This is a genomic window from Curtobacterium flaccumfaciens (genome assembly GCF_004361695.1).
Classification (GTDB): domain Bacteria; phylum Actinomycetota; class Actinomycetes; order Actinomycetales; family Microbacteriaceae; genus Curtobacterium; species Curtobacterium flaccumfaciens_B.
On the sequence record NZ_SNVW01000010.1, the window covers coordinates 1 to 25,116 of the forward strand.

The following is a 25,116-nucleotide window of genomic DNA, read 5'->3' on the forward strand; positions in this document are numbered from 1 at the left end:
CCGCCCGGGGGGCGGCGCGGGGGCCCGGCCCCCCCGGGGGCCCCCGGGGGGGGGGGGGGCCGGGGGGGGGGGGGGGGCCGGCCCCCCCCCCCCCCCCCCGCGCCTCCAGTCCGTTGCGTCCAGTGCCCGTGACCGCGTCCGCGTCCGGTCGGCCGCTCGCGTGACGGGCGCCCGATCCGGGCTACGCGGCCGGCGCCGCGCCGACCCAGTCAGCCAGTTTGCGCGCTGCGGCGCCGGAGTCGATCGCCTCGGCGGCGACGAGCATCTGCTCGCGGAAGCGCTGCAGGATCGGCCGGTCCACCTCGGCCGGGTCCTCGGCCAGCCGGAAGGCGACGAGGCCGGCCGCGGCGTTGAGCAGGACGATGTCGCGCACCGCTCCGGACTCTCCCGCGAGCAGCCGGTGCACCACGGCGGCGTTGTGCTCGGGGTCGCCGCCGAGCAGGTCCTCGACCCGCGCTCGGGCGATGCCGAGGTCGCGCGGGTCGATGTCGTGCTCGGTCACGCGGCCGCCGGTGACCTCCCAGATGTGGCTGTGCCCGGTGGTGGTGAGCTCGTCGAGCCCGTCGTCGCCGCGGAACACCAGCGCGGTCGCCCCGCGGGTCTGGAACACGCCCGTGATGATCGGCACGAGCTCGAGCTGCGCGACGCCCACCGCGTTGGCCTCGCACCGTGCCGGGTTGACCAGCGGCCCGAGGAAGTTGAACACCGTGGGGACGCCGATCTCGCGCCGGACCTTGCCCGCGTGGGCGAAGCCGGGGTGGAACGCGCTGGCGAACGCGAAGGTCAGTCCGACACGCCGGAAGGTGTCCGCGACACGCGCGGCGTCCATCGTGAGGTCGAGGCCCAGTGCGGCGAGCACGTCGCTCGAGCCGGACTTCGACGAGCTCGCACGGTTGCCGTGCTTGACGACCGGCACGCCCGCGGCGGCGATGACGATCGCGGACATCGTCGAGACGTTCACGGTGCCGACGACGTCGCCGCCGGTGCCCACGATGTCGAGGGCCATCGGGTCCACGTCGAGCGGGACCGCTGCTTCGAGGATCGCGTCGCGGAAGCCGACGACCTCGTCGACCGTCTCGCCCTTCGCGCGGAGGGCGACGACGAACGCGGCGATCTGGGCCTCGGTCGCACGTCCCTGCACGATCTCCTGCATGGCCCATGTGGACTGGCTGATCGTGAGGTCTTCGCGCGCCATGAGCGCGCTGATCACCGAGGGCCAGGTCAGGAGGTCGAACATGCCTCGATCGTAGTGAATTCGAGAGACCCGCCAGTCTCCTGCGAAAACTCTGTCTGGGGTTTCGGCCATAATGGAGGACGTGACTAGCACCCCTCTCTCCAGATCCGCCAGCGGTCCGGTCCTGAACAGGCCGAACGCCGTTGCCGTGGGGACGATCGTGTGGCTGGGCAGCGAGGTCATGTTCTTCGCCGGCCTGTTCGCGATCTACTTCACGCTGCGCAGCACCTCGCCCGAGCTCTGGGCGACCGAGACCTCGAAGCTCGAGGTGCCGTTCGCCTCGGTGAACACGATCATCCTGGTGCTGTCCAGCTTCGCGTGTCAGTTCGCGGTCTTCGCCGCCGAGCGCTTCCAGGTGCACCGCACCAGCTGGAATCCGAAGGACTGGGGCATGACGGAGTGGTTCTTCGTCACGTACTGCATGGGCGCGATCTTCGTCTGCGGCCAGATCTTCGAGTACGCGAACCTCTGGCACGAGGGCGTGACGCTCTCCTCCAGCGCCTACGGCTCCGCCTTCTACATGACCACCGGCTTCCACGGCCTCCACGTCACCGGCGGCCTCATCGCCTTCCTGCTGACGCTCGGCCGCGGCTTCGCCGCCAAGAACTTCGGTCACAAGGAAGCGACCACCGCGATCGTCGTGTCGTACTACTGGCACTTCGTCGACGTCGTCTGGATCGGCCTCTTCGCCGTCATCTACCTTCTCAAGTAGGAACTGGATAGCCCCCACAGCATGTTCAACAGAACCAAGTCCAAGAAGGGCCGCCGTTCCCCGATGGCGACCGTGTCGCTCATCGTCGTCGGTCTCATGACCACCGGCGGTGCGTACGCGCTGTTCAGCTCCACGGCGAACGCCGACGACAGCACGAGCACCGTGGCGGCCTCGAGCCAGTCGAAGGTGAACGAGGGCCAGAAGCTCTTCGCCTCCAACTGCGCCACCTGCCACGGCCTCTCCGCGCAGGGCACCAGCGAGGGTCCGTCCCTCATCGGTGTCGGCGCCGCGTCGGTCGACTTCCAGGTCGGCACCGGCCGCATGCCGATGGCTGCGCAGGGTCCGCAGGCCGAAGAGAAGCCCGCCCAGTTCTCGGACGAGCAGGTCGACGCCCTCGCCGAGTACGTCGCGTCCCTCGGCCCGGGCCCGTCGGTCCCCTCCGCCGAGCTCACCAACGGTGAGGACGGCGACGCCGCCGAAGGTGCCGAGCTGTTCCGCATCAACTGCGCCATGTGCCACAACGTGGCCGGTGCCGGCGGTGCGCTGACCGAGGGCAAGTACGCGCCGAACCTCGAGTCGGTCTCCGGCAAGCACATCTACGAGGCCATGGTCACGGGCCCGCAGAACATGCCGGTGTTCAACGACCTCAACCTCACGCCCGAGCAGAAGGCCGACATCATCACGTACCTCAAGTACGTGCAGGACAACAAGTCGCCCGGCGGGTTCGCCCTCGGCTCCCTCGGCCCGGTGGCAGAGGGTCTGTTCATCTGGATCTTCGGACTCGGCGCGGTCGTCGCGATGACCGTCTGGCTGACCGCGAAGTCCAACTGATCGTCCGTGTCGAACGACACTGAAGGGAACACCATGGCAGAGCACGACGACGAGGCACTGAACTCGTCCTCGGCTGTCGAGAAGCACGGCACGACCACGTCACCGGCCGGTACCGCGGTCCTCCCCGCGGACCCGTTCGAGAACCCGGGCGAGCCGCCGCACCGCGCGCGCCGCACCGACGTCGACCCGAAGAAGCAGCGCCTCGCCGAGCGTCAGGTCGCCACGTTCTTCTACCTGTCGATCGTGGGCAGCGTCCTGGCGATCGCGGCGTACGTCGCCTTCCCGATCGACTCCGACGACTTCGGCACGGTCCGCACCGCGAACCTCTTCCTCGGTCTCTCGATCGCGCTGGCCCTGCTCGCGCTCGGCCTCGGTGCCGTCTACTGGTCGAAGTCGCTCGTCGTCGACCGTGAGATCTCGGAGCTCCGCCACACCACCCGTGGCACGGACGCGACCCGCGCGAAGGCGGTCGAGGCCTTCCAGCTCGCCGACAAGGAGTCCGGCTTCAGCCGTCGCAAGCTGATCCGCAACTCGATGATCGGCGCCCTCGCCGCGTTCCCGCTCCCCGGCATCGTCCTCGTGCGCGACCTCGCGCCGGCGGCCGACCCGAACGAGCTGCTCCGTCACACGTTCTGGAAGTCGGGCATGCGCCTGACGAAGGACCCGACCGGTCTCCCGATCAAGGCGTCCGACGTCACGATCGGCTCGGTCTTCCACGTCATCCCCGACGGGATGCTCGACTCGGAGCACATGCTGGAGGAGAAGGCCAAGGCCGCCGTCCTCCTCATGCGTCTCGACCCGAAGGACCTGAACCCCGCCAAGGGACGCGAGAACTGGGGCTACGACGGCATCGTCGCGTACTCCAAGATCTGCACCCACGTCGGGTGCCCGGTCGCGCTCTACGAGCAGCAGACGCACCACCTGCTGTGCCCGTGCCACCAGTCCACGTTCGACGTGTCGAACAACTGCGACGTCATCTTCGGCCCGGCCGCACGCCCTCTCCCCCAACTTCCTATCGCGATCGACGACGACGGCTACCTGGTTGCCCAGAGCGACTTCCACGAGCCCGTCGGCCCGTCCTTCTGGGAGCGTGAACGCTGATGAGCACCACCACCACCAACGCACCTGCGTCGAGCACCAAGCCGGCGCCGGAGCGTGGATCCCGCATCATCGGCGGGGTCGCGAACTACATCGACGAGCGCACGAGCATCTCGGGCCTCGTGAAAGAGGTCGGTCGCAAGATCTTCCCCGACCACTGGAGCTTCATGCTCGGCGAGGTGGCGCTGTACAGCTTCGTCGTCGTCCTGCTCTCCGGCACGTTCCTGACGTTCTTCTTCCAGGCGTCGATGGCCGAGGTCGTCTACAACGGCTCGTACGTCCCGCTCAAGGGCGTCGAGATGTCGACGGCGTTGCAGTCCACGCTGAACATCTCGTTCGACATCCGCGGCGGGCTCTTCGTCCGGCAGATCCACCACTGGGCGGCCCTGCTGTTCGTGGCCTCGATCATGCTGCACATGGCCCGCGTGTTCTTCACCGGCGCCTTCCGCAAGCCGCGTGAGCTCAACTGGGTGTTCGGCTTCCTGCTCTGGGTCCTGGCCATGGCCGAGGGCTTCACGGGCTACTCGCTCCCCGACGACCTGCTCTCCGGCAACGGTCTCCGCATCATCGTCGGCATGATCGAGGGTGTCCCGGTGATCGGCGTCTGGATCGCCTACCTGCTGTTCGGCGGCGAGTTCCCGGGCACCGACATCGTCGGCCGCCTGTACACGCTGCACATCCTGCTGCTGCCGGCGATCCTCGTCGCGGTGCTCGGCGTCCACCTCGTGCTGGTCGTCATCAACAAGCACACGCAGTTCGCCGGACCGGGCAAGACGAACGAGAACGTCGTCGGCGTCCCGATCCTCCCCGCGTTCGCCGCCAAGGCCGGTGGGTTCTTCTTCATCGTCGCGGGCATCCTCGCCCTCATCGCGTCGATGTTCACGATCAACCCGATCTGGAACTACGGCCCGTACGACCCGTCCCCCGTGTCCGCCGGTACCCAGCCCGACTGGTACATCGGCTTCGCGGACGGCGCGCTCCGTCTGGTGCCCCCGCACTGGGAGGTCGTGTGGTTCGGCTACACGGTGTCGTTCAACATCCTCGCGCCGATCGCGGTGCTGGTGCTCCTCATCCTCGCCATCCTGCTCTACCCCTTCATCGAGGGCTGGGTCACCGGCGACAAGCGTGAGCACCACATCCTCGACCGTCCGCGCAACGCCCCGACCCGCACGGCGTTCGGTGCCGCCGGCATCACGCTCTACGCGAGCCTCTGGGCCGCCGCGTCGTCGGACATCATCGCGACCCACTTCCTCGTCTCGATCGAACACGTCATCCACGTGATCCAGGCCACGACGGTCCTCGGCCCGTTCGTCGCCTTCTGGATCACGAAGCGTGTCTGCCTCGCGCTGCAGAAGAAGGACCGCGAGATCGTGCTCCACGGGTACGAGTCCGGCCGCATCGTGCGACTCCCCCACGGCGAGTACATCGAGGTGCACGAGCAGCTCGACGAGTACGAGCGGTGGAAGCTCCTGCAGTTCAACGAGTACAAGCCGCTCATGATCCGCCCGAACGCCAAGGGCAAGATCTCCAGCGTGCAGAAGCTCCGCGCCGGTGTCTCCCGCTTCTTCTTCGAGGACCGCATCACGCCGGTCACGAAGGCCGAGCTCGAGGCAGCGCACGCCGCGCACCACGGTCCCGAGCTGGACGGCGGCGACCACCCGGCCGCGGCCGTCGGAGCCGGCAACCACTAGGTACTCACGAAGCAACCCCCGTCACGGAAGTGGCGGGGGTTTCTTCGTGCTTGGGGAACACGCCGGGTCACGTTCACGTTCGATTCACCGACACGTGCTGGACTCGTCCAGGACGGTGTGGCACTGTGTTGCATCGAGCACCCGCCAACGGAATGGAACCCCGATGGACAGCCGGACGGCCGAACACCCCAGGCCGAACCACTTCCTCCTCCACCTCAGCGACACCCACCTCGTGGCGGGCGACGGCGACCTCTACGGCGACGTCGACTCCGCCGCTCGTCTGACCGAGATCATCGCCGACATCGAAGCCGCGGGCACCCGCCCCGAAGCGATCGTCGTCACCGGCGACGTGGCCGACAAGGGCGAACCGGGTGCCTACGCTCGCATCCGCGACATCGTGCAGCCGGCAGCCGACCGCATCGGCGCGCAGGTCATCTGGGCGATGGGGAACCACGACGAGCGCGGTGCGTTCCGTCAGGAGCTCTTCGGGCTGCAGCCCACCGACCGCCCCGTGGACTTCGTGTACGACGTGAACGGCCTCCGGGTCATCACACTCGACACCAGCGTGCCGGGCCGGCACCACGGCGAGGTCTCCCCCGAGCAGCTCGACTGGCTCGCCGAGGTCCTGTCCGAGGCGGCCCCGCACGGCACCATCCTGGCGATGCACCACCCGCCGGTGCCCAGCGTGCAGGACCTCGCCGTCCTCGTGGAACTCCGCGACCAGGACGCCCTGGCCGAGGTCGTCGAGGGCAGCGACGTCATCGCGATCATCGCTGGGCACCTGCACTACTCGACGAGCGCCGTGTTCGCGGGCATCCCCGTCTCGGTGGCGAGTGCCACGTGCTACACGCAGGACCTCACCGAGTTCCAGGGCGGGACCCGCGGCCGTGACGGCGCGCAGTCGTACAACCTCGTGCACGTGTACGGCCACAACGTCGTGCACTCGGTGGTGCCGATCGGGCACTACGCGACCGTCGGGCAGCCCGTGACGGCCGCCGAGACCGAGGCGCGCCTTGCCGCCGCCGGGGTCTCGATCCCCGCCGCGGTGGAACCGGCTCCGGTCACGTCGAGCATCCCGGTGTTCACCCTCGACGCGGTGCCCGTCTCCCCCATCCACCGGTAGCGCCCGCGCCGGCCGGCCGCGCGCTGAGATCGCACTTCGGCGCCCTTCCCCTGGCGGGAGGGGCGCCGAACTGCGATCTCGACGTCCTTCGGGCCGGACGGGAGGCGCGTGGCAGAGCCGCCACGTGCCTCCCGTCCGTCCTGCGCTCCGTCCCGGGCACGTGACCGGGCCGGACACGCCGCGTGCGGTCCGCCGAGCGGGCGCGAACGGTCGGTTGCCGACCGTGAGCGGGACGAATGGTGTCCGCTCGCGGGGGCGGGCGCCGGGGCGGGCGGGAGCCGGGACGCACGGGCCGGGCGGGGCCGGGTTCCGGCGCCGGGCTCGCAGGCTCGCGCGGAGCGACCCGGCAGAACGCTGGCGCGTTCTAAGCGCCGGGGCGCTCCCACGGCGCCGGGAACGGGAAGTACTTCTCGAGGAACCCGGTCACGCGCTCGGTCCGCTCCTCGTCGCTCACCTCGGGGAAGCTCCCGTCGTTGAGGCAGAAGAAGTCGGCGTTCCGCTTCTTGAGCAGGTCGTCGAGCGCACGGAGCCCGGACTGCATCGTCGTGTCGATGTACCGCACGTCCGTGTTCTCCTGCACGATCGCGCGACCGGTGAGCAGCGAGTAGTAGTGGTACAGCGAGTTCGTCACGGAGATGTTGTCCGCCGCACGGAACCGCGAGGCCGCGGTGGCCGCGAACTCGTCGGCGAACTCGTGCTCCATCTCGGTCATGATCGACTTCCGGAGCGGCGTCGGCGCGTGCTCGAGGTGCCGGGTCGTGACCGCACCGAAGCGCTGCTGCAGCAGACGCCGGTTGACGCGCGCGGAGTTCTCGAACCCGCTGCGCGCCGGGTTGTTCGAGCCGAGGCCGATCCGGGTCGTCGCGAGGATGAACTTCGTCACCGAGCCCGGGCTGAAGAACACCGACGGGTCGACGAGGCGCCCGAAGAACATGTCGTCGTTCGAGTAGATGAAGTGCTCGCTGATCCCCGGGATGTGGTGCAGCTGCGACTCGACGGCCTGCGAGTTGTGCGTGGGCAGCACGGAGGGGTCGGCGAAGAACTCCTCGCTCCGCACGATGCGCACCTTCGGGTGGTCGGCGAGCCACGCCGGCGCCGGGGAGTCGGTTGCGATGTAGATCTGGCGGATCCACGGCGCGAACGTGTGCACGGACCGGAGCGCGTACTTCAGCTCGTCGATCTGGCGGAAGCGGGCGGGAGCGTCGTCGCCCTCCCCCAGCACGGCACCGGACTGCGCGGCCTGCCGGGCACGCTGGTACTCGATGGCGTTGCCGTCCACCCACGAGAACACGATGTCGATCGGGAAGCGGATGTCCGAGACGTGGTCGTCGAACATGTGCTCGACGGTGCGCCAGGTACGGCCGTAGCGCTCGATGTCGACGAGCACGAACTCGTCGATCGGCAGGCTGCGGCGCATCAGGGCGTTCTCGACGGGCGCGAGGACCTCGGTGTCGGTGACGCGCCAGAACTCGACCTGCACGCTCGTCTCGGCGCCGTAGCGGAGCCGCCCGAGGGGCTCGACGCGGGGGCGGAACACCCGGAGGACCGGTTCGTCGACGGAGCCGAGGCCGTCGTCGATGACGAGCACCGCGGGCTCGCCCGGCGGCTTCGCGTAGAACGGTTCGTTCGCGGCGGCGGCCATGACGGCGCTCTCCGCGCGCTGGCGGTCACGCTCGTCGAGGGCGATCACCGGGCGCTGGTCGTTCCCGCGGATGAGCAGGTGATCGACGTCGCCGGCGGTGAGTGCGTCGTCGAGGAACAGGAGGTCCTCGATCATCGACTGCTGCGGGGTGAGGTGGCCGTTGACGAGCGTGAGACGACCCTTGCGGACGACCACGTCCGGCCGGTCGAGACCGCCGGAGGACGGTCGAGGGTTCAGCAGAGGACTCTCGGTCACCGGCTCGGTCTCGTTGCTCATCCATGCCCTTCGGGTCGATCGGCCGGGTCCTGCACCCGGCCTCTGCGATCCTACCGTCCGCGCGGACGCTCGGCCCGCTGGCAGCGGTTCAGGGCCTGGAGGCGCTGCTCGCCGCCGCCTCGCGCGGCACCTTGACGAGGATGCCGACGACGATGAAGAGCGCGGCTGCGACGAGCTGGAGGGCGGCCCACACCTCGCCGGGGATCGGCACCACGGCGATCGGGTTCCAGCAGACCGCCACCGCGGCCATGAGGACGGCTGCCCACCAGGCACGGCCGCGGACGGTGAACACGAGGACGATGAGGGCCAGCACGGTCACGCCCCACCGGGCGAACACGAACGCCGACGAGTCGACGATCGCGACGCAGGCGAGCAGGACGATCGCGGCGATGAGCGACGGCGCGAGGGCCGGCCGGGTGAACGGGGGCAGCTCGCCCTTCCCGGGTGCGGCCGGACGACCACCCCGGCCGCTCCCCTCGTTCGACCGTGCGGACGTCGCGGGCAGCCCGCTCTGGGACGACCCCACCGGGGGCCGCCCCTTCCGAGCCGCCATCAGGCCGGGGCGCCGTCGAGGTCGATCGCCTGGATCGAGCGGGACATCGGCGGGAGCTCGCGGACCCGTTCGAGTGCGGGCACGAGTTCGGCGAGGTACGCGCGGTAGCCCTCGTCGGTGAGGTGCAGCCCGTCGTCGGTGAAGCGCTCGTCGAGGTGGTCGCCGTCGGCGAGGGCCGGCCAGGCGTCGAGGTACTGCGCGTGGCAGGTCGCGACGAACTGGCGGAGGTGCCGGTTCGCGGCCTCGATCTTCGGGGTGAAGTCGGCCTGTCGGGGCAGGATCGACACCAGCAGGAGCCGGACGCCGGGGAGCTCGCGGCGGAGCGTGACGAGCACGGACTCCACCCCGCGGACCACGTGCTCGACGCTCGCGCGGTGGTTGCCGAAGTCGTTGGTGCCGACGAGCAGCACGATCACCTCGGGCTCGAGCGCGATGACGTCGTCGAGACGCGCGAGCACCCCGTCGGTGGTGTCACCGCCGATGCCCTGGTTGACGGTGCGCTCACCCGGCAGCCAGTCGTCCCACGAGCCCTGTGCCGTGATGCTGTCGCCGAGGAACAGGACGGCACCGTGGTCCTCGGTGGTCGCTGCGTCGTCGGGCTGGACTGCGTCCGCGGTCATGCTGCCTCCTCGTGTGCCGGTTCCGGGTTCCCATTCTGCTGGGTCCAGTTCCGCCCCGTCGACTCGGTGTGCTCGGACTCCCGTTCGGCGGCCGCCGTGATGCGCTCGACCATGCCGGGGAAGATGACCCCGTGGAACGGCAGGATCGAGTACCAGTACAGGCGGCCGGACAGCCCCTGCGGGAAGTAGATCGCGCGCTGCCGGTAGTCGCTGCCGCCGTCCGCGGCCGGGGTCACGGTCATCTCGAGCCAGGCGCGACCGGGTGACTTGAACTCGGCACGGAGCCGCAGGTAGCGCCCGCGTTCGAGTCGTTCGACGCGCCACCAGTCGAGGGCGTCGCCCTGCTCGAGGCGCTTCGGGTCGCGACGGCCACGGCTGAGCCCGACGCCGCCGGCGATCTTGTCCATCCACCCGCGGGCGACCCAGGCGAGCGGGAACGAGTACCAGCCGTTCTCGCCGCCGATCGACTCGACGACGCGCCAGACGTCCTCGGCCGAGGCGGACGAGTGCCGCTTCCGGTCGTCGACGTACACCGTGTGGCCGGCCCAGTCGGGGTCGCTCGGCAGCGGGTCCGCAGGGGTGGCCGCGAGGGTGGCGTTCCGCCAGCTCGTCTCGACCTCGCCGGTGCGCATCCGGCTCAGCGCGAGGCGCACCGCGCGGCGGTACGAGGTCAGCCCGCCCTCCGGACGCGGGACCACGTCGTCGATGTCGTGCTCCCGTTGGACGCACTCGAACTGCAGCGACTCGATGATCGGCGTGGCGAGCTTCCGCGGGATCGGCGTGACGACGTTGAACCAGTGCGCGGCGAGGCGCGGGGTGAGGACCGGCAGGACGGAGATCGGACGCTGTGGCAGCTTCGCCTCGACCGCGTAGCCGTTGAGCATCTGCCCGTAGCGGAGGACGTCGGGTCCGCCGATGTCGAACGTCCGGTTCACGTCGGCCGGGATCTCGAGCGCCTGCACGAGGTAGTAGAGGACGTCGCGCACGGCGATCGGTTGGATGCGGTTCCGCACCCACCGTGGGGCGGGCATCCACGGCAGGACGTCGGTGACGTGGCGGATCATCTCGAAGGAGGTGCTCCCGGAACCGATGACGACACCGGCCTGGTACGCGATCGTCGGGACGCCGGACCGCAGCAGGACGTCGCCGACGTCCTTCCGGCTGCGGAGGTGCTTCGACAGCTCGCCGTCCGGGTGCAGTCCGCCCAGGTAGACGAACCGGCGGACGCCCGCGACCTTCGCCTCGTGCGCCATCGTCTCGGCGGCCTGGCGCTCGGAGCGTTCGAAGTCGCCCTCCGCCCCCATGGCGTGGGCGAGGTAGTACACGGCCTCGACCCCCTCGACGGCGGCGCGGACGGCGGTGGCGTCCTGCAGGTCGCCCTCGGCGATCTCGACGTCGTCGTGCCAGGGGACGTCCTGGAGCTTCCGAGGGGTGCGGACGAAGACCCGGACGCTGTGCCCGGCTTCGAGGAGACGTGGGACGAGGCGACCGCCGATGTACCCGGTGGCCCCGGTGACGAGGACGTGCATGCCGGGCACGGTACGCGGGTCGCCTCCGGGTAGGCTTGCGGGGTGGACAATGCAGCGTTCCCCGGCGAACCCCAGCAGATCAGTGCCGACGGCCAGATCGGTGCCAACGGGCAGATCAGTGCCGATGTCGTGCGGGGTCTCATCGACCACGCGATCCTGAAGCCCGAACTCACCCGCGCGGACGTCGACGCCCAGCTCGACGAGGCGGCCGAGTACCGCGTGTTCAGCGTGTGCGTCCGCCCGAGCGACGTCGCCCACGCGGTCGAGCGCCTGCAGGGCACCGGGGTCGGCGTCGGCACGGTCATCGGCTTCCCGCACGGCACCACGTCCACCGGCGCGAAGGTCGCCGAGTCGCTCCAGGCCCTCGCCGACGGTGCCTTCGAGCTCGACATGGTCCAGAACATCGGCGCCGCGAAGTCCGGCGACTGGGAGCGCGTCGAGGCCGACGTCCGCGCCGTGGTCGACGCCGCGGGCAGCACGGTCGTGAAGGTCATCCTCGAAACCGCGTTCCTCACCGACGACGAGATCGTCGCCGCCTCGCGCGCAGCGCAGTCCGCCGGTGCCGCGTTCGTGAAGACCTCCACCGGGTTCGCCGGCGGCGGCGCGACGGCCGAGCACATCCGCCTCATGCGCCAGACGGTCGGACCCGACACCGGCGTGAAGGCCTCGGGCGGCGTGCGCGGGCTCGACACCCTGCTCGAGATGGTCGACGCCGGGGCGAACCGCATCGGCACGAGCGCCTCGGCGCGCATCCTCGACGAGGTCGCGCACCGCACCGAGACCGGTGCCGCGTCCGCCCTCGGCGACGACACCTCGTCCTACTGACCGGAGCGACCGACGTCGACGACGGCGGCCGACCCACCCGACCCGACACACCACGCGGGCCGGTGCCCACCGGACGCGACCGAGCGTCCGGGAGCCGCACCGCGCCTCCAGTCCGCCGCATCGGAGCGAGCATGACCACCACCGCAACGCAGACCACCCCGCTGGCCCTCGCCGTCGACCTCGGCGGCACGAAGGTCGAGGCCGCGCTCGTCACCGACGCGGGCGTCGTCCTGCCGGCCACCCGCTTCCGCAGCCCCACCGGACCGCAGCGCACCTCGGACGAGCTGCAGGCGGCCGTCGACGAGGTCGTAACCGCGGCCCTCGCGGCCCTGCCGGCCGACGCCACGCTGGTGGGCGTCGGGATCGGCTCGGCCGGCCCGGTCGACGAGGAGCACGGTCTCGTGTCGCCCCTCAACATGCCGGTCTGGCGCGGCTACCCGCTGCGCGACCGGGTCGCGGCGCACGTGCCGGCCGGCGTGCCGGTGACCCTCCGGATGGACGGACTGGCGATCACGCTGGCCGAGCACTGGGTCGGCGCGGCGCAGGGCTTCGACCACGTGATGGGCATGATCGTGTCGACCGGCGTCGGCGGCGGGCTCATCCTGCACGGCCGCACCGTCAGCGGACCGACCGGCAACGCCGGGCACATCGGCCACGTGGAGTGCGGCGGGTTCGACGACCACTGCGCCTGCGGTGGCACCGGGTGCCTCGAGGCGATCGCCAGCGGCCCCAAGACCGTCGCCTGGGCGCAGCGCCAGGGCTTCGCCGGCACCACCGGCGAGGAACTCTCGGCGGCGTACGCGGCCGGGGACGAGATCGCCGTCGCGGCCGTGCAGCGGAGCGGACGGGCCCTCGGGCAGGCGATCGCCGCCGCCACGAGCCTGGTCGACCTCGAGATCGTCGCGATCGGCGGCGGCTTCTCGCACGTCACGCCCGACCTGTTCGAGTACGCGCGGCAGGCCGTCGCGGAGCGCGTCGAGTTCGGGTTCGTCACCAAGGTGCAGATCGTCCCGACGGGGCTGTCCCAGGACGGCCCGCTCATCGGTGCGGCAGCGCTCGTGCACCGCGCCGACGTCCTGCGCTGACGTCGCGCGCGCCGCGCGCGCGCCGCGCGGGCCAGCCGGCGCGCTGGCGGGCTGGCGGCGCGGGCCGGCTGGCCGATTCTGGTCTGGACCCGCGTTCCGAGAGCGGCCGGCGGCCGTGGACGTGACCGCAGACGGCCTGGAGGCGCGGTGCGGGCCCGCCACGCGCCTCCAGGCCGTCTCCGCGCGGTCCGTAGGGCCGCTGCCCACGGGTTCCGCAGCGTTGCAGTCCCGCTGTGGTGCTGCGCGCCATGTTGCAGTCCGCTGTGGTGCTCTCCACAGGGGTGCCGCTCGGACAGGTCGGTCCGGCAGGATGTGCGGGTGCCCCGCTCGCGACTGCTGACCAGCGACGACTGGCCGGAGTCCGAACTGCGGGCCGCCGTGCTCGCGGGTGAGCTCGTCGCCGTCGGGCCGTGCTGGGCCTCCCCCGCGGAGCCGCAGACGCCGGAGCTGCGGGCGGCCGCGGCCGCGTGGGTCCTCAGTGACGGGCGGCTCATCGCGAGCACGCTGACCGCGGCGTGGATCTGGGGTGCCGCATCGCGGCCGCCGGCGCCGCTCGAGGTGTGCATCCCGCCGCAGGTGCGGGTGCACGTGGACGCCGACGTGCGGCTCCGTGAGGTCCGCATCGACCTGCACGACACCGTCCGGCTCGGCGCCCTCCGCGTGACCCTGCCCGTTCGGACCGCGGTCGACCTGCTCCGGACGCCGGGCACGGCCAGCGGGCGGTTCGGCGCCGCCGAGGCCTCGGCCGTCCGCGGGCTGCTGGCGACCGGCGCCGCGGGCACGTCGGACGTGGTCGAGCGGCTCTCCGCCCTCGGGACGGTGCCGATGGTCCGGCAGGCCGAACGACGGCTGCGGGCGCTCCAGGAGCCCGCTCAGGCCCCCGCAGGGGACGACCGGGTCAGCCGGCGCTGACGCGGTACACGTCGTAGACGGCGTCGATGCGCCGCACGGCGTTGAGCACCCGGTCGAGGTGCGTGGTGTCGCCCATCTCGAACACGAACCGGCTCAGCGCCAGGCGGTCCGACGACGTCGACACCGTGGCCGACAGGATGTTGACGTGGTGGTCCGTGAGCACCCGGGTGACGTCGCTGAGCAGCCCCGACCGATCGAGCGCCTCGATCTGGATCTGCACGAGGAACACCGACTTCGACGACGGGGCCCACTCGACCTCGATCATCCGGTCGGGCTCGTTCATGAGCGACTTCACGTTCGTGCACGACGCCTGGTGCACCGAGACGCCCTGCCCCCGGGTGATGAACCCGACGATCTGGTCGCCCGGCACCGGGGTGCAGCACTTCGCGAGCTTCACGAGGATGTCCGGCGCACCACGGACGAGCACGCCACTGTCGCTGTTGCGCAGCTGGCGACTCGTGACCTGACGCGGGAACGCGAGCTCCGGCTCGTCCGTCTCGGTCTCGGTCTGGACGTTGCCGAGGACCTTCTCAATGACCGACTGCGTGGAGACGTGCCCCTCGCCGATGGCGGCGTACAACGCGGACACGTCGTCGTACCGCATCGAGGACGCCACCTCGGAGATGGAGTCCTGGCTCATGATCCGCTGGAGCGGCAGGTTCTGCTTCCGCATCGCACGGGCGATCGCGTCGCGGCCCTGCTCGATCGCCTCTTCGCGGCGCTCCTTCGTGAACCACTGCTTGATCTTGTTCCGGGCGCGCGGGCTGCGGACGAAGGTCAGCCAGTCCTGGCTGGGGCCGGAGTCGGGGTTCTTCGAGGTGAAGATCTCGACGACGTCGCCGCTCGACAGCGCGCTCTCGAGCGGCACCAGGCGACCGTTGACCTTGGCACCCATCGTGCGGTGCCCGATCTCGGTGTGCACGGCGTAGGCGAAGTCGACCGGGGTCGCGCCCGAGGGCAGGCCGATGACCTTGCCCTGCGGCGTGAAGACGTACGTCTCCTTCGCGCCGATCTCGTACCGGAGCGAGTCGAGGAACTCCCCCGGGTCGCTCGTCTCGGCCTGCCAGTCCGTGATGTGCGCGAGCCACGCCATGTCCTGGTCGGTCGCCGACGACGTGTCGACGTCGCGGCCAGCAGCACGCTGCTTGTACTTCCAGTGCGCCGCGACACCGAACTCGGCGCGCTGGTGCATCTCGTGCGTGCGGATCTGGATCTCGACCGCCCGACCCTGCGGCCCGAGGACCGTGGTGTGGAGCGACTGGTACAGGTTGAACTTCGGCGTCGCGATGTAGTCCTTGAAGCGCCCGGGCAGCGGCGTCCACCGCGCGTGCACGGAGCCGAGCATCGCGTAGCAGTCGCGCACCGTCGGCACGAGAACGCGGATGCCGACGAGGTCGTAGATCTCGTCGAACTCACGCCCGCGGACGATCATCTTCTGGTAGATCGAGTAGTACTGCTTCGGCCGCCCCATAACGTCGCCCCGGACCTTCGCGGCCTTGAGGTCCTTCTTGAGGGTGCCGATCACGTTCTGCACGAACTGCTCGCGCTTCGGCTGCCGTTCCTTGACCAGGCTGTCGATCTCGACGTAGAGCTTCGGGTGGAGCACCGCGAACGAGAGGTCCTCGAGCTCCAGCTTGATCATCTGGATGCCGAGCCGGTGCGCGAGCGGCGCGTAGATCTCGAGCGTCTCCTTCGCCTTCCGGGTGGCGGAGGCGGACTCGACGAAACCCCAGGTGCGGGCGTTGTGCAGGCGGTCGGCGAGCTTGATGACGAGCACCCGGATGTCCTTCGACATCGCGATGACCATCTTGCGGACGGTCTCGGCCTGGGCGCTGTCGCCGTACTTGACCTTGTCGAGCTTCGTGACGCCGTCGACGAGCATGGCGATCTCGTCGCCGAAGTCCACGCGCAGCTGGTCGAGCTGGTAGTCGGTGTCCTCGACGGTGTCGTGGAGCAGCGCCGCCGCGATCGTGATCGGCCCGATGCCGAGGTCGGCGAGGATCTGCGCCACCGCGACCGGGTGCGTGATGTACGGCTCGCCCGACTTCCGCTTCTGCCCGTCGTGCGCGCGTTCGGCGACGGAGTACGCGCGCTCGATGAGCGTGACGTCGGCCTTCGGGTGGTGGGAGCGGACCGTGCGGATCAGCGTGTCGACGGCGCCGGCCGGCTGTGCGCGGGAGAAGAGCCGGGGCAGCAGGGACCGGAGGGAACCGAGGTTGCCGGTGGTGTTCGGGCCGAGGGGGCTCGACGGCCGCGGGGAGGAACCCGGGCGGCTGGCGCCCTCGTTCGCGGCGTCGGCGTTTCGTGCGGCGGCGTTGCGCGCAGCGGTGACGTTCGTCGGAGCGGCGCTGTCGCTCGCCGTGGCCGCGTTGCTCGCTGCGGCGCTCGTGCTCGCCGCTGTCCCGTTGCTCGCCGCAGTCCCGTTGCTCGCCGAGTCGTGGGGGGTGGACTCACGGGTGTCCGTCATGATGCGCCTCCCAGGGACTCGGTCCGAGCTCGATCCGACAAGACTACGCGCGCCCGGTCAGTGCTCGTGACGCGGTTCGCCCTGGGCGTCCGGCCGCACGACCGGTGCACCGGACTGCTCCCAGGCGACCATCCCGCCGACGAGGTTGACCGCCGGCACGCCGGACTGCTCGAGCGCAGCGACGACGCGGGCCGAACGGGCGCCGGAGTGGCAGACGATGATCGCTGGCTCGTCGCCGCCGTCGATCTCCTGCCACCGGGCCACCAGGTCGGACATCGGGACGAGCGTGGCCTCGGGCGCGTGGACGTCGTCCCACTCCCCCTGCTCCCGCACGTCGAACAGGCGCGCGCCGGCCTCGAGGCGACGACGTGCCTCGGCGACGTCGATCTCGGTGATCTCGGCGGACATCAGACCTCCGCCGTCGCGTCGACCTCGCGCTGACGCTTCGCAGCGGCAGCCTGCTTCTTCGCGTCGGCCTGCTTGATCTTCGGCTCGTTCTCGCGCAGGTGGGCGTACATCGGCGATGCGATGAAGATCGTCGAGTACGTGCCGACGATGATGCCGATGAAGAGTGCGAGTGAGATGTCGCGGAGCGTGCCGGCGCCGAGGACGTACGACCCGATGAAGAGGATCGCGCCGACGGGCAGCAGCGCGACGACCGAGGTGTTGATCGAGCGGACCAGCGTCTGGTTGACCGCTAGGTTCACCGACTGCACGAACGTCCGGTGGGATTCCTGGCTGGTGTTCTCGCGCACCTTGTCGAACACCACGACGGTGTCGTACAGCGAGTAGCCGAGGATCGTCAGGAAGCCGATGACCGCCGCGGGCGTGACCTCGAGCCCGACGATGCCGTAGACGCCCGCCGTGATGAGGAGGTCGTGCAGCAGTGCCACCATCGCCGAGACCGACATCTTCCACGTGCGGAAGTACACCGCCATGAACACCGCGGCCAGCGCGAGGAAGATCACGAGCCCGCGGATCGCCTGGGCCAGCACGTCGGCACCCCAGGTCGCGCCGATGAACGTCGCCGCGACCTTGTCGTCCGGCACGTCGTAGGCCTTCGCGAGGGCGTCCTGCACCTCGGAGGTCTCACGGTCGGTGAGCTGCCCGGTCTGCACGCGGATGCCGTGCTGCCCGAGCTGCGAGACGCGCGGGACGCCGTCGGGGACGATCGACTCGACCGTCTCGGTGGCGAGGTTCTGGTCGAGGGTCTTCACGTCGGAGAGCGTGAACTCGGAACCACCGGTGAACTCGATGCCGAGCTGGTACCCGCCGCGGAGCCACGGCACTGCGAGCGAGATCACGATCGCGATGACCGCGATGAGGTACCAGGTCTTGCGTCGGCCGACGATGTCGTACGAACGCTTCCCCGTGTAGAGGTCACTGCCGAACTGGCTGAAGCTGGCCATCAGTCGTCCTTCCCGTCCGGCGTGGTGCCGTTCTCGACGGAGCCCTGCTGGGCCTTCCGCTCCGCGATCGTCTGTCGGCGCTGGGCCTCGCCCGCACTGCGCTGGCGCTTGCCGTCGACCACGGGGGCGCGGAACTGGGCCCGCCCTCGGTAGACGGCGCCGAGGGCCGCTGGATCGAGCCCGCTGAACCGGTGCCCCTCGCCGAAGAACCGGCTGCGGGCGATGATCTGCATCATCGGGTGTGTGAACATCACGACCACGACGACGTCGATGAGGGTCGTGAGGAGCAGCGTGAACGCGAAGCCCTTCACGTCGCTCACCGCGAGGATGTACAGCACGATCGCGGCGAGGAAGTTGATCGAGTCGGACGCCAGGATCGTGCGGAGTGCGCGCTTCCAGCCGGACTCCACCGCGCTCTCGAGGCCACGACCGTCACGCAGTTCGTCACGGATGCGCTCGAAGTAGACGATGAACGAGTCGGCCGTGATGCCGATGGCCACGATCAACCCCGCGACGCCCGCGAGCGACAGGCGGTAGTCGACGCGCCAGGACATGATCGCGATGACCAGGTATGTCAGGGCCGCGGCCACACCGAGTGAGAGCACCGTGACGAACGCCAGGGCCCGGTACTGGATGACCGAGTAGATGATCACCAGGATGAGCCCGATCAGCCCGGCGACGAGGCCGCCGACGAGCTGCGCGGTGCCGAGCGTCGCCGAGATGTTCTCGTTCGACTGCACCTGGAAGTTGATCGGCAGTGCGCCGTACTTGAGCTGGTCGGCGAGGGTCTTCGCGGACTCGGCGGTGAAGCTGCCGGTGATCTGCGCCTTGCCGTTCGTGATCGCCGCGTTCGTGCTCGGGGCGGTGATCACGGAGCCGTCGAGGACGATCGCGAACTGGTTCTGCGGCGCCTGCAGCGACACCAGGCGGTTCGTGACCGTCCGGAAGTCCTTCGTGCCCTCTCCGTTGAAGGTCAGGTTGACGGCCCACTGGCCCGTCGAGGTGCCCTGCGAGTCGGTGGCGAGACCGGAGGTCGCGTTGCTGATGTTCGCGCCGGAGACCTCGACCGGACCGAGGATGTACTTCGCGGCACCGTCCTGGTCACACGTGACGAGCGGCTCGTCGTCGGGCGCCGAGGTGACGTCGTCCGGCGCCTTGCAGTCGTAGTTCGTGTAAAGGTCCTGCAGCTTCGGCGTGACCCAGTTGAGGTCGCTCGCGTTCGACGGCTTCGCGCTCGGCGTCGCGGCGAGCGAGGCCGGCGGCGAGTACGGCGTCGGGGACGCGGACGAGTCGGCGTCACCGCCCACCGACGAGCTCGTCGCGGCCTCGGTGTAGAGCACCGGTCGGAACGTCAGCTTCGCGGCAGCCTCGATGCGGTCGATCGTCGCCTTGTCGGGCTTCCCCGGGATGGAGACGACGATGTTGTTCGTCCCCTGGGTGTTGATCTGCGACTCGGAGACACCCGTGGCGTTGATGCGCTGGCGGATGATGTTCACGGCCTGGTTGAGCTGCTGGCTCGTCACCGAGCCGCCCTCGGTGTTCTGGGCCGCGAGGGTCAGCTGCGTGCCGCCCTGCAGGTCGAGGGCGAGTTCGGGGACCCAGCTGGCCCCTTCGAACCACTTGCCGCTGTCGTCCTTCGTGGATCCGGCGAGGATCGACGCGGCGGTGTTCAGACCCGCGAGGACCGCCATCAGGATCACCAACCAGGTGAGCGAGCGGATCGCCTTCTTGACGGGTGTCGATCGTGCCACCGGTCGTCTCGTCTTTCTGTCAGGACCGACGGTGGTGACCGGCGGCAGGTGTCGCCGCCGGATCGGTGGACCCGGCGGCCGAGGTGTCAGTCTTCGGTCTTGCGCTTCGACGCGTCGGTGTCGGTCGGGTCGACGCGCTCACCGTAGACCGGCTCGCCGTTCAGCTCGGCGACGGGCTTCGGCGCTGCCGGCTCGTCCTCGGGCGTGGCGGTGGTCTCGATGTCCGACGCGCTGTCGTCGACGACGCGCGACAGGGTCTGGCGGTGCACGGTGACGACGGTGCCGGGGGCGATCTCGACGTCGGCGGTGACCTTCTCGTCGTCGACCGACAGGAGCGTGCCGTACAGGCCGAAGGACAGCATGACGCGAGCACCCGGCACCATCTTGGTGGCGAGCTCGCCCTGCTGCTTCTTGCGCTTGCGGCTGTTGTAGAACATGAAGGCCGCGAACGCCACGACGATGACGATGAGGATGACTTCTTGACCCATGATGCGATGCCTTCTCTGGTTGCTCGGTTTCGGGCCGTAGCAGTCTAGGGCACACGACTGTGCGTGGGATGTCGCCCCGGACCGCCCGGGCCGGTCAGTCGGTGGCGTCGTCGAACAGGCCCGGTTGCGCCCCGGCCGTCTGCCCGGGTGTCATGCCGAAGTGGCGCCACGCCTGCGGGGTGGCGATCCGGCCGCGCGGGCTGCGGGTGACCAGGCCGACGCGCACGAGGAACGGTTCGACGACCGACTCGATCGTCTCGGATTCCTCGCCGACGGACACCGCCAGCGTGTTGAGGCCCACCGGTCCCCCGTCGAACCGGGTGAGCATGATCTCGACGACGGCGCGGTCGAGCCGGTCGAGACCGAGCTCGTCGACGTCGTAGAGGTCGAGCGCGCCCTGCACGGCCGCCATGCCGTCGGTCGTCCGGTGCACGAGCGCGTAGTCCCGCACGCGGCGCAGCAGACGGTTCGCGATGCGGGGGGTGCCTCGCGACCGTCCGGCGATCTCGCGCAGTGCCGTGCGGTCGATGTCGAGTTCGAGCAGGTGGGCGGCCCGGATGAGGACCTGCTCGAGCTCGTCCTTCTCGTAGAACTCGAGGTGCGCGGTGAACCCGAAGCGGTCGCGGAGCGGGTTCGGCAGCAGGCCGGCGCGGGTCGTGGCCCCGACGAGGGTGAACGGCGCGAGGTCGAGCGGGATGCTCGTCGCGCCAGCGCCCTTGCCGACCATGACGTCGATCCGGAAGTCCTCCATCGCCAGGTAGAGCATCTCCTCCGCCGAGCGCGCCATGCGGTGGATCTCGTCGATGAAGAGGACCTCGCCGGGGACGAGGGACGACAACACGGCGGCGAGGTCGCCGGCGTGCTGGATCGCCGGCCCGCTCGACATCCGAAGCGGGCGGCCGGACTCGTGCGCGACGATCATCGCGAGCGTGGTCTTGCCGAGCCCGGGCGGTCCGGCCATCAGGATGTGGTCGGGAGTGCGGTCCTGCATCGCGGCGGCCTTGAGGAGCAGGTCGAGCTGCCCGCGGACCTTGCGCTGCCCGACGAACTCGTCGAGGGACTTCGGGCGGAGCGCGCCCTCGAACGCGAGCTCTTCCTGCGACTCGGCGCTGGCGGCGGTGATGCCGCTCACCGGCCGGCACCGGCGGGACGGAGGGCACCGAGTGCCGCGCGCAGCAGCGCCTGCGTGCCCATCGTCGCAGCGCCCGGCTCGGTCGCGATGGTGTCGTCGACGGCGCGCTGGGCCGCGTCCTCGCGCCAGCCGAGACCGACCAGCGCCTCGACCACGTCGACGGCTGCCGGGTGGGCCACGGCGCCACGGGCGGAGGCGACCACGGGCGCCTGCTCGAACGCGGCGAGCTTGCCGGAGAGGGCGACGATGATGAGCTTGGCGGTCTTCGGGCCGATGCCGGAGACCTTGCGGAACGCGCCGTCGTCGTCGTTCGCGACGGCGTTCGCGACCTGTGCGGGTTCCATGTGGGCGAGCACGCCCATCGCCGACTTCGGGCCGACGCCGGACACGCTTCGGAGCAGGTCGAACACCTGGAGCGCATCGGTGGACTCGAAGCCGAAGAGCAGGTGCTCGTCCTCGCGCACGATCATCGCGGTGCGGAGGAAGACCTCGGCACCGTGGCGCATCGACAGCGCGTGGGCGGGTGTCACCGTGACGGCATACCCGACGCCCCCGACCTCGACCACGACGGCCGATCCGGCGACGTCGATGCAGGTGCCCCGGAGACTCGCGATCATGCCCCGAGCCTACGGCCGCCCACCGACGATGCCGACCTGCCACGCTGCGGTCGTGCCGCGGCGGCCGCGGCTCGGGCGAGCGGCGAGTCGACGGTGCCGCCCTGGGCGTCCCGCCACGCGCGCTGTGCCGGGGTGAGGTTCGTCGGACGCGAGCCGACGGTGTCGGGTGACCCGAGCCTCCAGGCATGGCACACGGCCAACGCGAGCGCGTCGGCGGCGTCGGCCGGTTTCGGTGCCTCGTCGAGGCCGAGCACGCGCGCGATCATCGTCTGCACCTGCCGCTTGTCGGCGTTGCCGTACCCCGTGACCGCGGCCTTGACCTCGGACGGGGTGTGCAGCCCGACCGGCAGGCCGCGTGCGGCCGCCGCGTGCAGCGCCAGGCCGGCCGCCTGCGCCGTGCCCATCACGGTCCGGACGTTCGCCTGGGCGAACACCCGCTCCACCGCGACGGCGTCGGGACGGTGCTCGTCGATCTCGGCCGCGATGCCGTCGGCGATGAGCAGGAGGCGCTGTTCGAGCGCCATGTCCGCCGGCGTGCGCACGACCGTCACGTGGACGAGCCGGGCACGCCGGTTCGGTGCGACCTCGACCACGCCGACGCCGCACCGCGTGAGCCCGGGGTCGACCCCGAGCACGCGCAGCATCGGCCTAGTCCTCGTCCTCGTCGAGCTCGGCCTGCACGTCGGCGGGGACCTCGAAGTTCGAGTACACGTTCTGCACGTCGTCCGAGTCCTCGAGCGCGTCGATGAGACGGAACACCTTGCGGGCGGTGTCGGCGTCGACCGGCACCTTGAGGCCCGGCACGAACTCGGCGTCGGCCGAGTCGTAGTCGATGCCGGCGTCCTGCAGCGCGGTGCGGGCCGCGACGAGGTCGCTCGCCTCGGTGATGACCTCGAAGCCGCCGCCCTGGTCGATGACGTCCTCGACACCTGCGTCGAGCACGGCGGTCATGACGGTGTCCTCGTCGAGGCCGTCGGTCTTCGTGACCGAGATGACGCCCTTGCGCGAGAAGTTGTACGCGACGCTGCCCGGGTCGGCCATGGTGCCGCCGTTGCGCGTCATCGCCGTGCGGACCTCGGCCGCAGCACGGTTCTTGTTGTCGGTCAGACACTCGATGAGCATCGCGACGCCGTTCGGGCCGTAGCCCTCGTACATGATCGTCGTGTACTCGATCGTCTCGCCGGTGAGGCCGGCACCGCGCTTGATGGCGCGGTCGATGTTGTCGTTGGGGACCGAGGTCTTCTTGGCCTTCTGCACGGCGTCGACCAGGGTCGGGTTGCCGGAGAGGTCGGCGCCGCCCATCTTCGCGGCGACCTCGATGTTCTTGATCAGCTTGGCGAACGACTTCGCACGGCGCTGGTCGATGACCGCCTTCTTGTGCTTGGTCGTTGCCCACTTGGAATGCCCGGACACGGTGCTCCTTGCGTCTAGCGGAAAATCTGCCTCAGTTTACCGGCCTGGAGGCGCGGCTCGCCTCCGCCGCGCTGGCCCTGTGGACAACTGGCCGAGTGGATGGTCCGTCCTGCGGACGACCGGCCCGGTCGCGCGTGCGGGCCGCGGCGCAGCCGGTCGCGCGTGCGCGCCGCGGCTCAGGCCGAGCGGACGAGGTCGAGGAAGCGCCGGTGGAACCGGTCCTCGCCAGCGACTTCGGGGTGGAAGGCGCTGGCGATCACGTTGCCCTGCTGCACCGCGACGGCCTGACCGTCCGGCAGTGCCCCGAGGACCTCGACGCCGGGGCCGTGCTGCTCGACCACCGGGGCCCGGATGAAGACCGCGTGCACCGGGGCTTCGCCGAGCGCCGGCATCGGGATGTCGATCTCGAACGAGTCGTTCTGGTTGCCGAAGGCGTTCCGGCGCACCGTGGTGTCGAGCACGTCGAGGGTCTGCTGCCCCGTGATTCCGTCCGTGATGCGGGAGGACAGCATGATCATCCCGGCGCACGTGCCGTACGTCGGCAGGCCGTCACGGATCGCCGCGCCGAGCGGCTCGGCCACGCCGAACGCGCGGGACAGCTTGTCCATGACGCTCGACTCGCCGCCGGGGATCACGACGCCGTCGAGGGCCGCGATCTCCTCCGGGCGACGGAGCGGCACCACGTCGGCGCCGAGCTCCGTCAGCGAGGCGATGTGCTCGCGGAAGTCACCCTGCAGTGCGAGGACCCCGATGCGGGGCCGCGCACCGCTCGTGCTGTTACCAGCCACGCTCGGCGAGGCGGTGCGGAGCGGGGACGTCGGCGACGTTGATGCCGACCATCGCCTCGCCCAGGCCACGCGAGACCTCGGCGATGACCTTCGGGTCGTCGTGGAAGGTCACGGCCTTGACGATCGCGGCAGCGCGCTTGGCCGGGTCACCAGACTTGAAGATGCCGGAGCCGACGAAGACGCCGTCGGCACCGAGCTGCATCATCATCGCGGCGTCGGCCGGGGTCGCGACGCCGCCGGCGGTGAAGAGCACGACGGGCAGCTTGCCGGTCTGCGCCACTTCCTTCACGATGTCGAACGGGGCCTGCAGGTCCTTCGCGGCGACGTAGAGCTCGTCCTCCTTGAGGTGCCGCAGCGCCGCGATCTCCTTGTTGATCGTCCGGATGTGCTTGGTCGCCTCGGAGACGTCGCCGGTACCGGCCTCGCCCTTGGAGCGGATCATGGCGGCACCCTCGGTGATGCGACGGAGCGCCTCGCCCAGGTTGGTGGCTCCGCAGACGAAGGGGGTCGTGAAGTTCCACTTGTCGATGTGGTTCACGTAGTCGGCCGGCGAGAGCACCTCGGACTCGTCGATGTAGTCGACGCCCAGCTCCTGCAGGATCTGGGCCTCGACGAAGTGGCCGATGCGGGCCTTCGCCATGACGGGGATCGACACCGCGGCGATGATCTCCTCGATCATCGACGGGTCGGACATGCGGGCGACGCCACCCTGTGCACGGATGTCCGCGGGGACGCGCTCGAGGGCCATGACGGCGGTCGCACCGGCTTCTTCCGCGATGCGGGCCTGCTCGGCGTCGACGACGTCCATGATCACGCCGCCCTTGAGCATCTCGGCGAGGCCGCGCTTGACGCGGTCGGAGCCGGTGATCGAGGTGCCAGGGGTGCCGGAGGTGCTGGTGCTGTCGCTCATGATGCCGACC

At 70.3% G+C, this 25,116-nt stretch carries 24 protein-coding genes; 8 read left to right on the forward strand and 16 right to left on the reverse strand.

Features of this window, described 5'->3' with window-relative positions; all coding sequences use genetic code 11:
• Positions 1-181 precede the first annotated feature (181 nt).
• Positions 182-1,237 carry an anthranilate phosphoribosyltransferase gene (trpD, locus tag EDF64_RS13400; RefSeq protein WP_133520487.1) on the reverse strand — a complete coding sequence of 352 codons (1,056 nt, stop codon included), beginning with the start codon at positions 1,235-1,237 and terminating at the stop codon, positions 182-184.
• A 70-nt stretch (positions 1,238-1,307) separates the two neighbouring features.
• Between trpD and ctaE the strand changes: the two genes are divergently transcribed.
• The 5 genes from ctaE (at position 1,308) to EDF64_RS13425 (ending at position 6,689) form a co-directional block, all read left to right on the forward strand.
• Positions 1,308-1,946 (forward strand): aa3-type cytochrome oxidase subunit III, encoded by a 639-nt coding sequence (gene ctaE / locus EDF64_RS13405; protein WP_058743205.1) that lies wholly within the window; start codon positions 1,308-1,310, stop codon positions 1,944-1,946.
• A gap of 21 nt (positions 1,947-1,967) precedes the next feature.
• Positions 1,968-2,777, forward strand: a complete 810-nt coding sequence (gene qcrC, locus EDF64_RS13410; RefSeq protein ID WP_133520488.1) for a cytochrome bc1 complex diheme cytochrome c subunit — start codon at positions 1,968-1,970, stop codon at positions 2,775-2,777.
• 33 nt (positions 2,778-2,810) lie between these two features.
• On the forward strand, positions 2,811-3,878 hold the full coding sequence (qcrA, locus tag EDF64_RS13415) for a cytochrome bc1 complex Rieske iron-sulfur subunit (protein ID WP_133520489.1): 1,068 nt from the start codon (positions 2,811-2,813) through the stop codon (positions 3,876-3,878).
• Positions 3,878-5,566 (forward strand): cytochrome bc1 complex cytochrome b subunit, encoded by a 1,689-nt coding sequence (qcrB, locus tag EDF64_RS13420; RefSeq protein WP_133520490.1) that lies wholly within the window; start codon positions 3,878-3,880, stop codon positions 5,564-5,566. The genes qcrA and qcrB overlap by 1 nt, the downstream gene beginning before the upstream one ends.
• Positions 5,567-5,729: 163 nt before the next feature.
• Positions 5,730-6,689 carry a phosphodiesterase gene (locus tag EDF64_RS13425; RefSeq protein ID WP_133520491.1) on the forward strand — a complete coding sequence of 320 codons (960 nt, stop codon included), beginning with the start codon at positions 5,730-5,732 and terminating at the stop codon, positions 6,687-6,689.
• A 364-nt stretch (positions 6,690-7,053) separates the two neighbouring features.
• Here the strand turns inward: EDF64_RS13425 and EDF64_RS13430 are convergent, their stop codons facing one another.
• From EDF64_RS13430 to EDF64_RS13445, 4 genes are all read right to left on the reverse strand, one after another.
• Positions 7,054-8,607, reverse strand: a complete 1,554-nt coding sequence (locus EDF64_RS13430; RefSeq protein ID WP_133520492.1) for a stealth conserved region 3 domain-containing protein — start codon at positions 8,605-8,607, stop codon at positions 7,054-7,056.
• Positions 8,608-8,695: 88 nt separating this feature from the next.
• Positions 8,696-9,133: a DUF6804 family protein gene (locus EDF64_RS13435; protein ID WP_243736389.1), complete on the reverse strand. Its 438-nt coding sequence runs from the start codon at positions 9,131-9,133 to the stop codon at positions 8,696-8,698.
• A gap of 26 nt (positions 9,134-9,159) precedes the next feature.
• Entirely contained in the window at positions 9,160-9,780 is a 621-nt protein-coding gene (locus EDF64_RS13440; RefSeq protein ID WP_133520493.1) for a GDSL-type esterase/lipase family protein, read from the reverse strand.
• Positions 9,777-11,309: an SDR family oxidoreductase gene (locus EDF64_RS13445; RefSeq protein ID WP_133520494.1), complete on the reverse strand. Its 1,533-nt coding sequence runs from the start codon at positions 11,307-11,309 to the stop codon at positions 9,777-9,779. Before EDF64_RS13445 ends, EDF64_RS13440 begins: the two co-directional genes overlap by 4 nt.
• Positions 11,310-11,351: 42 nt before the next feature.
• On the opposite strand from EDF64_RS13445, the gene deoC reads away from it, so the two are divergent.
• From deoC to EDF64_RS13460, 3 genes are all read left to right on the forward strand, one after another.
• On the forward strand, positions 11,352-12,134 hold the full coding sequence (gene deoC / locus EDF64_RS13450) for a deoxyribose-phosphate aldolase (protein WP_432207031.1): 783 nt from the start codon (positions 11,352-11,354) through the stop codon (positions 12,132-12,134).
• 131 nt (positions 12,135-12,265) lie between these two features.
• Entirely contained in the window at positions 12,266-13,219 is a 954-nt protein-coding gene (locus EDF64_RS13455; protein ID WP_133520495.1) for an ROK family protein, read from the forward strand.
• Between the two features lie 318 nt (positions 13,220-13,537).
• Positions 13,538-14,131 carry a hypothetical protein gene (locus EDF64_RS13460; protein WP_166645740.1) on the forward strand — a complete coding sequence of 198 codons (594 nt, stop codon included), beginning with the start codon at positions 13,538-13,540 and terminating at the stop codon, positions 14,129-14,131.
• On the opposite strand, the gene EDF64_RS13465 is transcribed toward EDF64_RS13460, so the two are convergent.
• The 11 genes from EDF64_RS13465 to pdxS all read right to left on the reverse strand — a co-directional run bounded on the left by EDF64_RS13465 (position 14,118) and on the right by pdxS (position 25,106).
• Entirely contained in the window at positions 14,118-16,598 is a 2,481-nt protein-coding gene (locus EDF64_RS13465) for a RelA/SpoT family protein (RefSeq protein WP_243736390.1), read from the reverse strand. The two genes, EDF64_RS13460 and EDF64_RS13465, sit on opposite strands and share 14 nt — an antisense overlap.
• A gap of 57 nt (positions 16,599-16,655) precedes the next feature.
• Entirely contained in the window at positions 16,656-17,006 is a 351-nt protein-coding gene (locus EDF64_RS13470) for a rhodanese-like domain-containing protein (RefSeq protein WP_133520497.1), read from the reverse strand.
• Positions 17,006-18,007, reverse strand: a complete 1,002-nt coding sequence (gene secF / locus EDF64_RS13475) for a protein translocase subunit SecF (protein ID WP_133520498.1) — start codon at positions 18,005-18,007, stop codon at positions 17,006-17,008. Before secF ends, EDF64_RS13470 begins: the two co-directional genes overlap by 1 nt.
• Entirely contained in the window at positions 18,007-19,758 is a 1,752-nt protein-coding gene (gene secD / locus EDF64_RS13480) for a protein translocase subunit SecD (protein WP_133520499.1), read from the reverse strand. The genes secF and secD overlap by 1 nt, the downstream gene beginning before the upstream one ends.
• A gap of 86 nt (positions 19,759-19,844) precedes the next feature.
• Positions 19,845-20,246 carry a preprotein translocase subunit YajC gene (locus EDF64_RS13485; RefSeq protein WP_133520500.1) on the reverse strand — a complete coding sequence of 134 codons (402 nt, stop codon included), beginning with the start codon at positions 20,244-20,246 and terminating at the stop codon, positions 19,845-19,847.
• A 94-nt stretch (positions 20,247-20,340) separates the two neighbouring features.
• Positions 20,341-21,378 (reverse strand): Holliday junction branch migration DNA helicase RuvB, encoded by a 1,038-nt coding sequence (gene ruvB, locus EDF64_RS13490; protein ID WP_133520501.1) that lies wholly within the window; start codon positions 21,376-21,378, stop codon positions 20,341-20,343.
• Entirely contained in the window at positions 21,375-21,995 is a 621-nt protein-coding gene (gene ruvA, locus EDF64_RS13495; protein WP_133520502.1) for a Holliday junction branch migration protein RuvA, read from the reverse strand. The genes ruvB and ruvA overlap by 4 nt, the downstream gene beginning before the upstream one ends.
• Positions 21,992-22,636 carry a crossover junction endodeoxyribonuclease RuvC gene (ruvC, locus tag EDF64_RS13500; protein WP_243736399.1) on the reverse strand — a complete coding sequence of 215 codons (645 nt, stop codon included), beginning with the start codon at positions 22,634-22,636 and terminating at the stop codon, positions 21,992-21,994. The genes ruvA and ruvC overlap by 4 nt, the downstream gene beginning before the upstream one ends.
• Before the next feature lie 7 nt (positions 22,637-22,643).
• A complete protein-coding gene (locus tag EDF64_RS13505; RefSeq protein ID WP_133520503.1) occupies positions 22,644-23,408 on the reverse strand; it encodes a YebC/PmpR family DNA-binding transcriptional regulator in 765 nt (254 codons plus the stop codon).
• Between the two features lie 176 nt (positions 23,409-23,584).
• Entirely contained in the window at positions 23,585-24,196 is a 612-nt protein-coding gene (gene pdxT, locus EDF64_RS13510; RefSeq protein ID WP_133520504.1) for a pyridoxal 5'-phosphate synthase glutaminase subunit PdxT, read from the reverse strand.
• Complete coding sequence (gene pdxS, locus EDF64_RS13515) at positions 24,186-25,106, reverse strand: pyridoxal 5'-phosphate synthase lyase subunit PdxS (RefSeq protein WP_133520505.1); 921 nt, start codon at positions 25,104-25,106, stop codon at positions 24,186-24,188. Before pdxS ends, pdxT begins: the two co-directional genes overlap by 11 nt.
• Positions 25,107-25,116 lie beyond the last annotated feature (10 nt).

Coding starts and splice junctions, on each gene's coding strand:
- trpD (WP_133520487.1), bottom strand. CDS start 1,237: ATGTTCGACCTCCTGACCTGGCCCTCGGTGATCAGCGCGCTCATGGCG.
- ruvA (WP_133520502.1), bottom strand. CDS start 21,995: ATGATCGCGAGTCTCCGGGGCACCTGCATCGACGTCGCCGGATCGGCC.
- secF (WP_133520498.1), bottom strand. CDS start 18,007: ATGGCCAGCTTCAGCCAGTTCGGCAGTGACCTCTACACGGGGAAGCGT.
- ctaE (WP_058743205.1), top strand. CDS start 1,308: ATGGAGGACGTGACTAGCACCCCTCTCTCCAGATCCGCCAGCGGTCCG.
- qcrA (WP_133520489.1), top strand. CDS start 2,811: ATGGCAGAGCACGACGACGAGGCACTGAACTCGTCCTCGGCTGTCGAG.
- EDF64_RS13425 (WP_133520491.1), top strand. CDS start 5,730: ATGGACAGCCGGACGGCCGAACACCCCAGGCCGAACCACTTCCTCCTC.
- EDF64_RS13465 (WP_243736390.1), bottom strand. CDS start 16,598: ATGACGGACACCCGTGAGTCCACCCCCCACGACTCGGCGAGCAACGGG.
- EDF64_RS13470 (WP_133520497.1), bottom strand. CDS start 17,006: ATGTCCGCCGAGATCACCGAGATCGACGTCGCCGAGGCACGTCGTCGC.
- qcrB (WP_133520490.1), top strand. CDS start 3,878: ATGAGCACCACCACCACCAACGCACCTGCGTCGAGCACCAAGCCGGCG.
- qcrC (WP_133520488.1), top strand. CDS start 1,968: ATGTTCAACAGAACCAAGTCCAAGAAGGGCCGCCGTTCCCCGATGGCG.
- EDF64_RS13485 (WP_133520500.1), bottom strand. CDS start 20,246: ATGGGTCAAGAAGTCATCCTCATCGTCATCGTCGTGGCGTTCGCGGCC.
- EDF64_RS13445 (WP_133520494.1), bottom strand. CDS start 11,309: ATGCACGTCCTCGTCACCGGGGCCACCGGGTACATCGGCGGTCGCCTC.
- EDF64_RS13430 (WP_133520492.1), bottom strand. CDS start 8,607: ATGAGCAACGAGACCGAGCCGGTGACCGAGAGTCCTCTGCTGAACCCT.
- pdxS (WP_133520505.1), bottom strand. CDS start 25,106: ATGAGCGACAGCACCAGCACCTCCGGCACCCCTGGCACCTCGATCACC.
- EDF64_RS13440 (WP_133520493.1), bottom strand. CDS start 9,780: ATGACCGCGGACGCAGTCCAGCCCGACGACGCAGCGACCACCGAGGAC.
- EDF64_RS13455 (WP_133520495.1), top strand. CDS start 12,266: ATGACCACCACCGCAACGCAGACCACCCCGCTGGCCCTCGCCGTCGAC.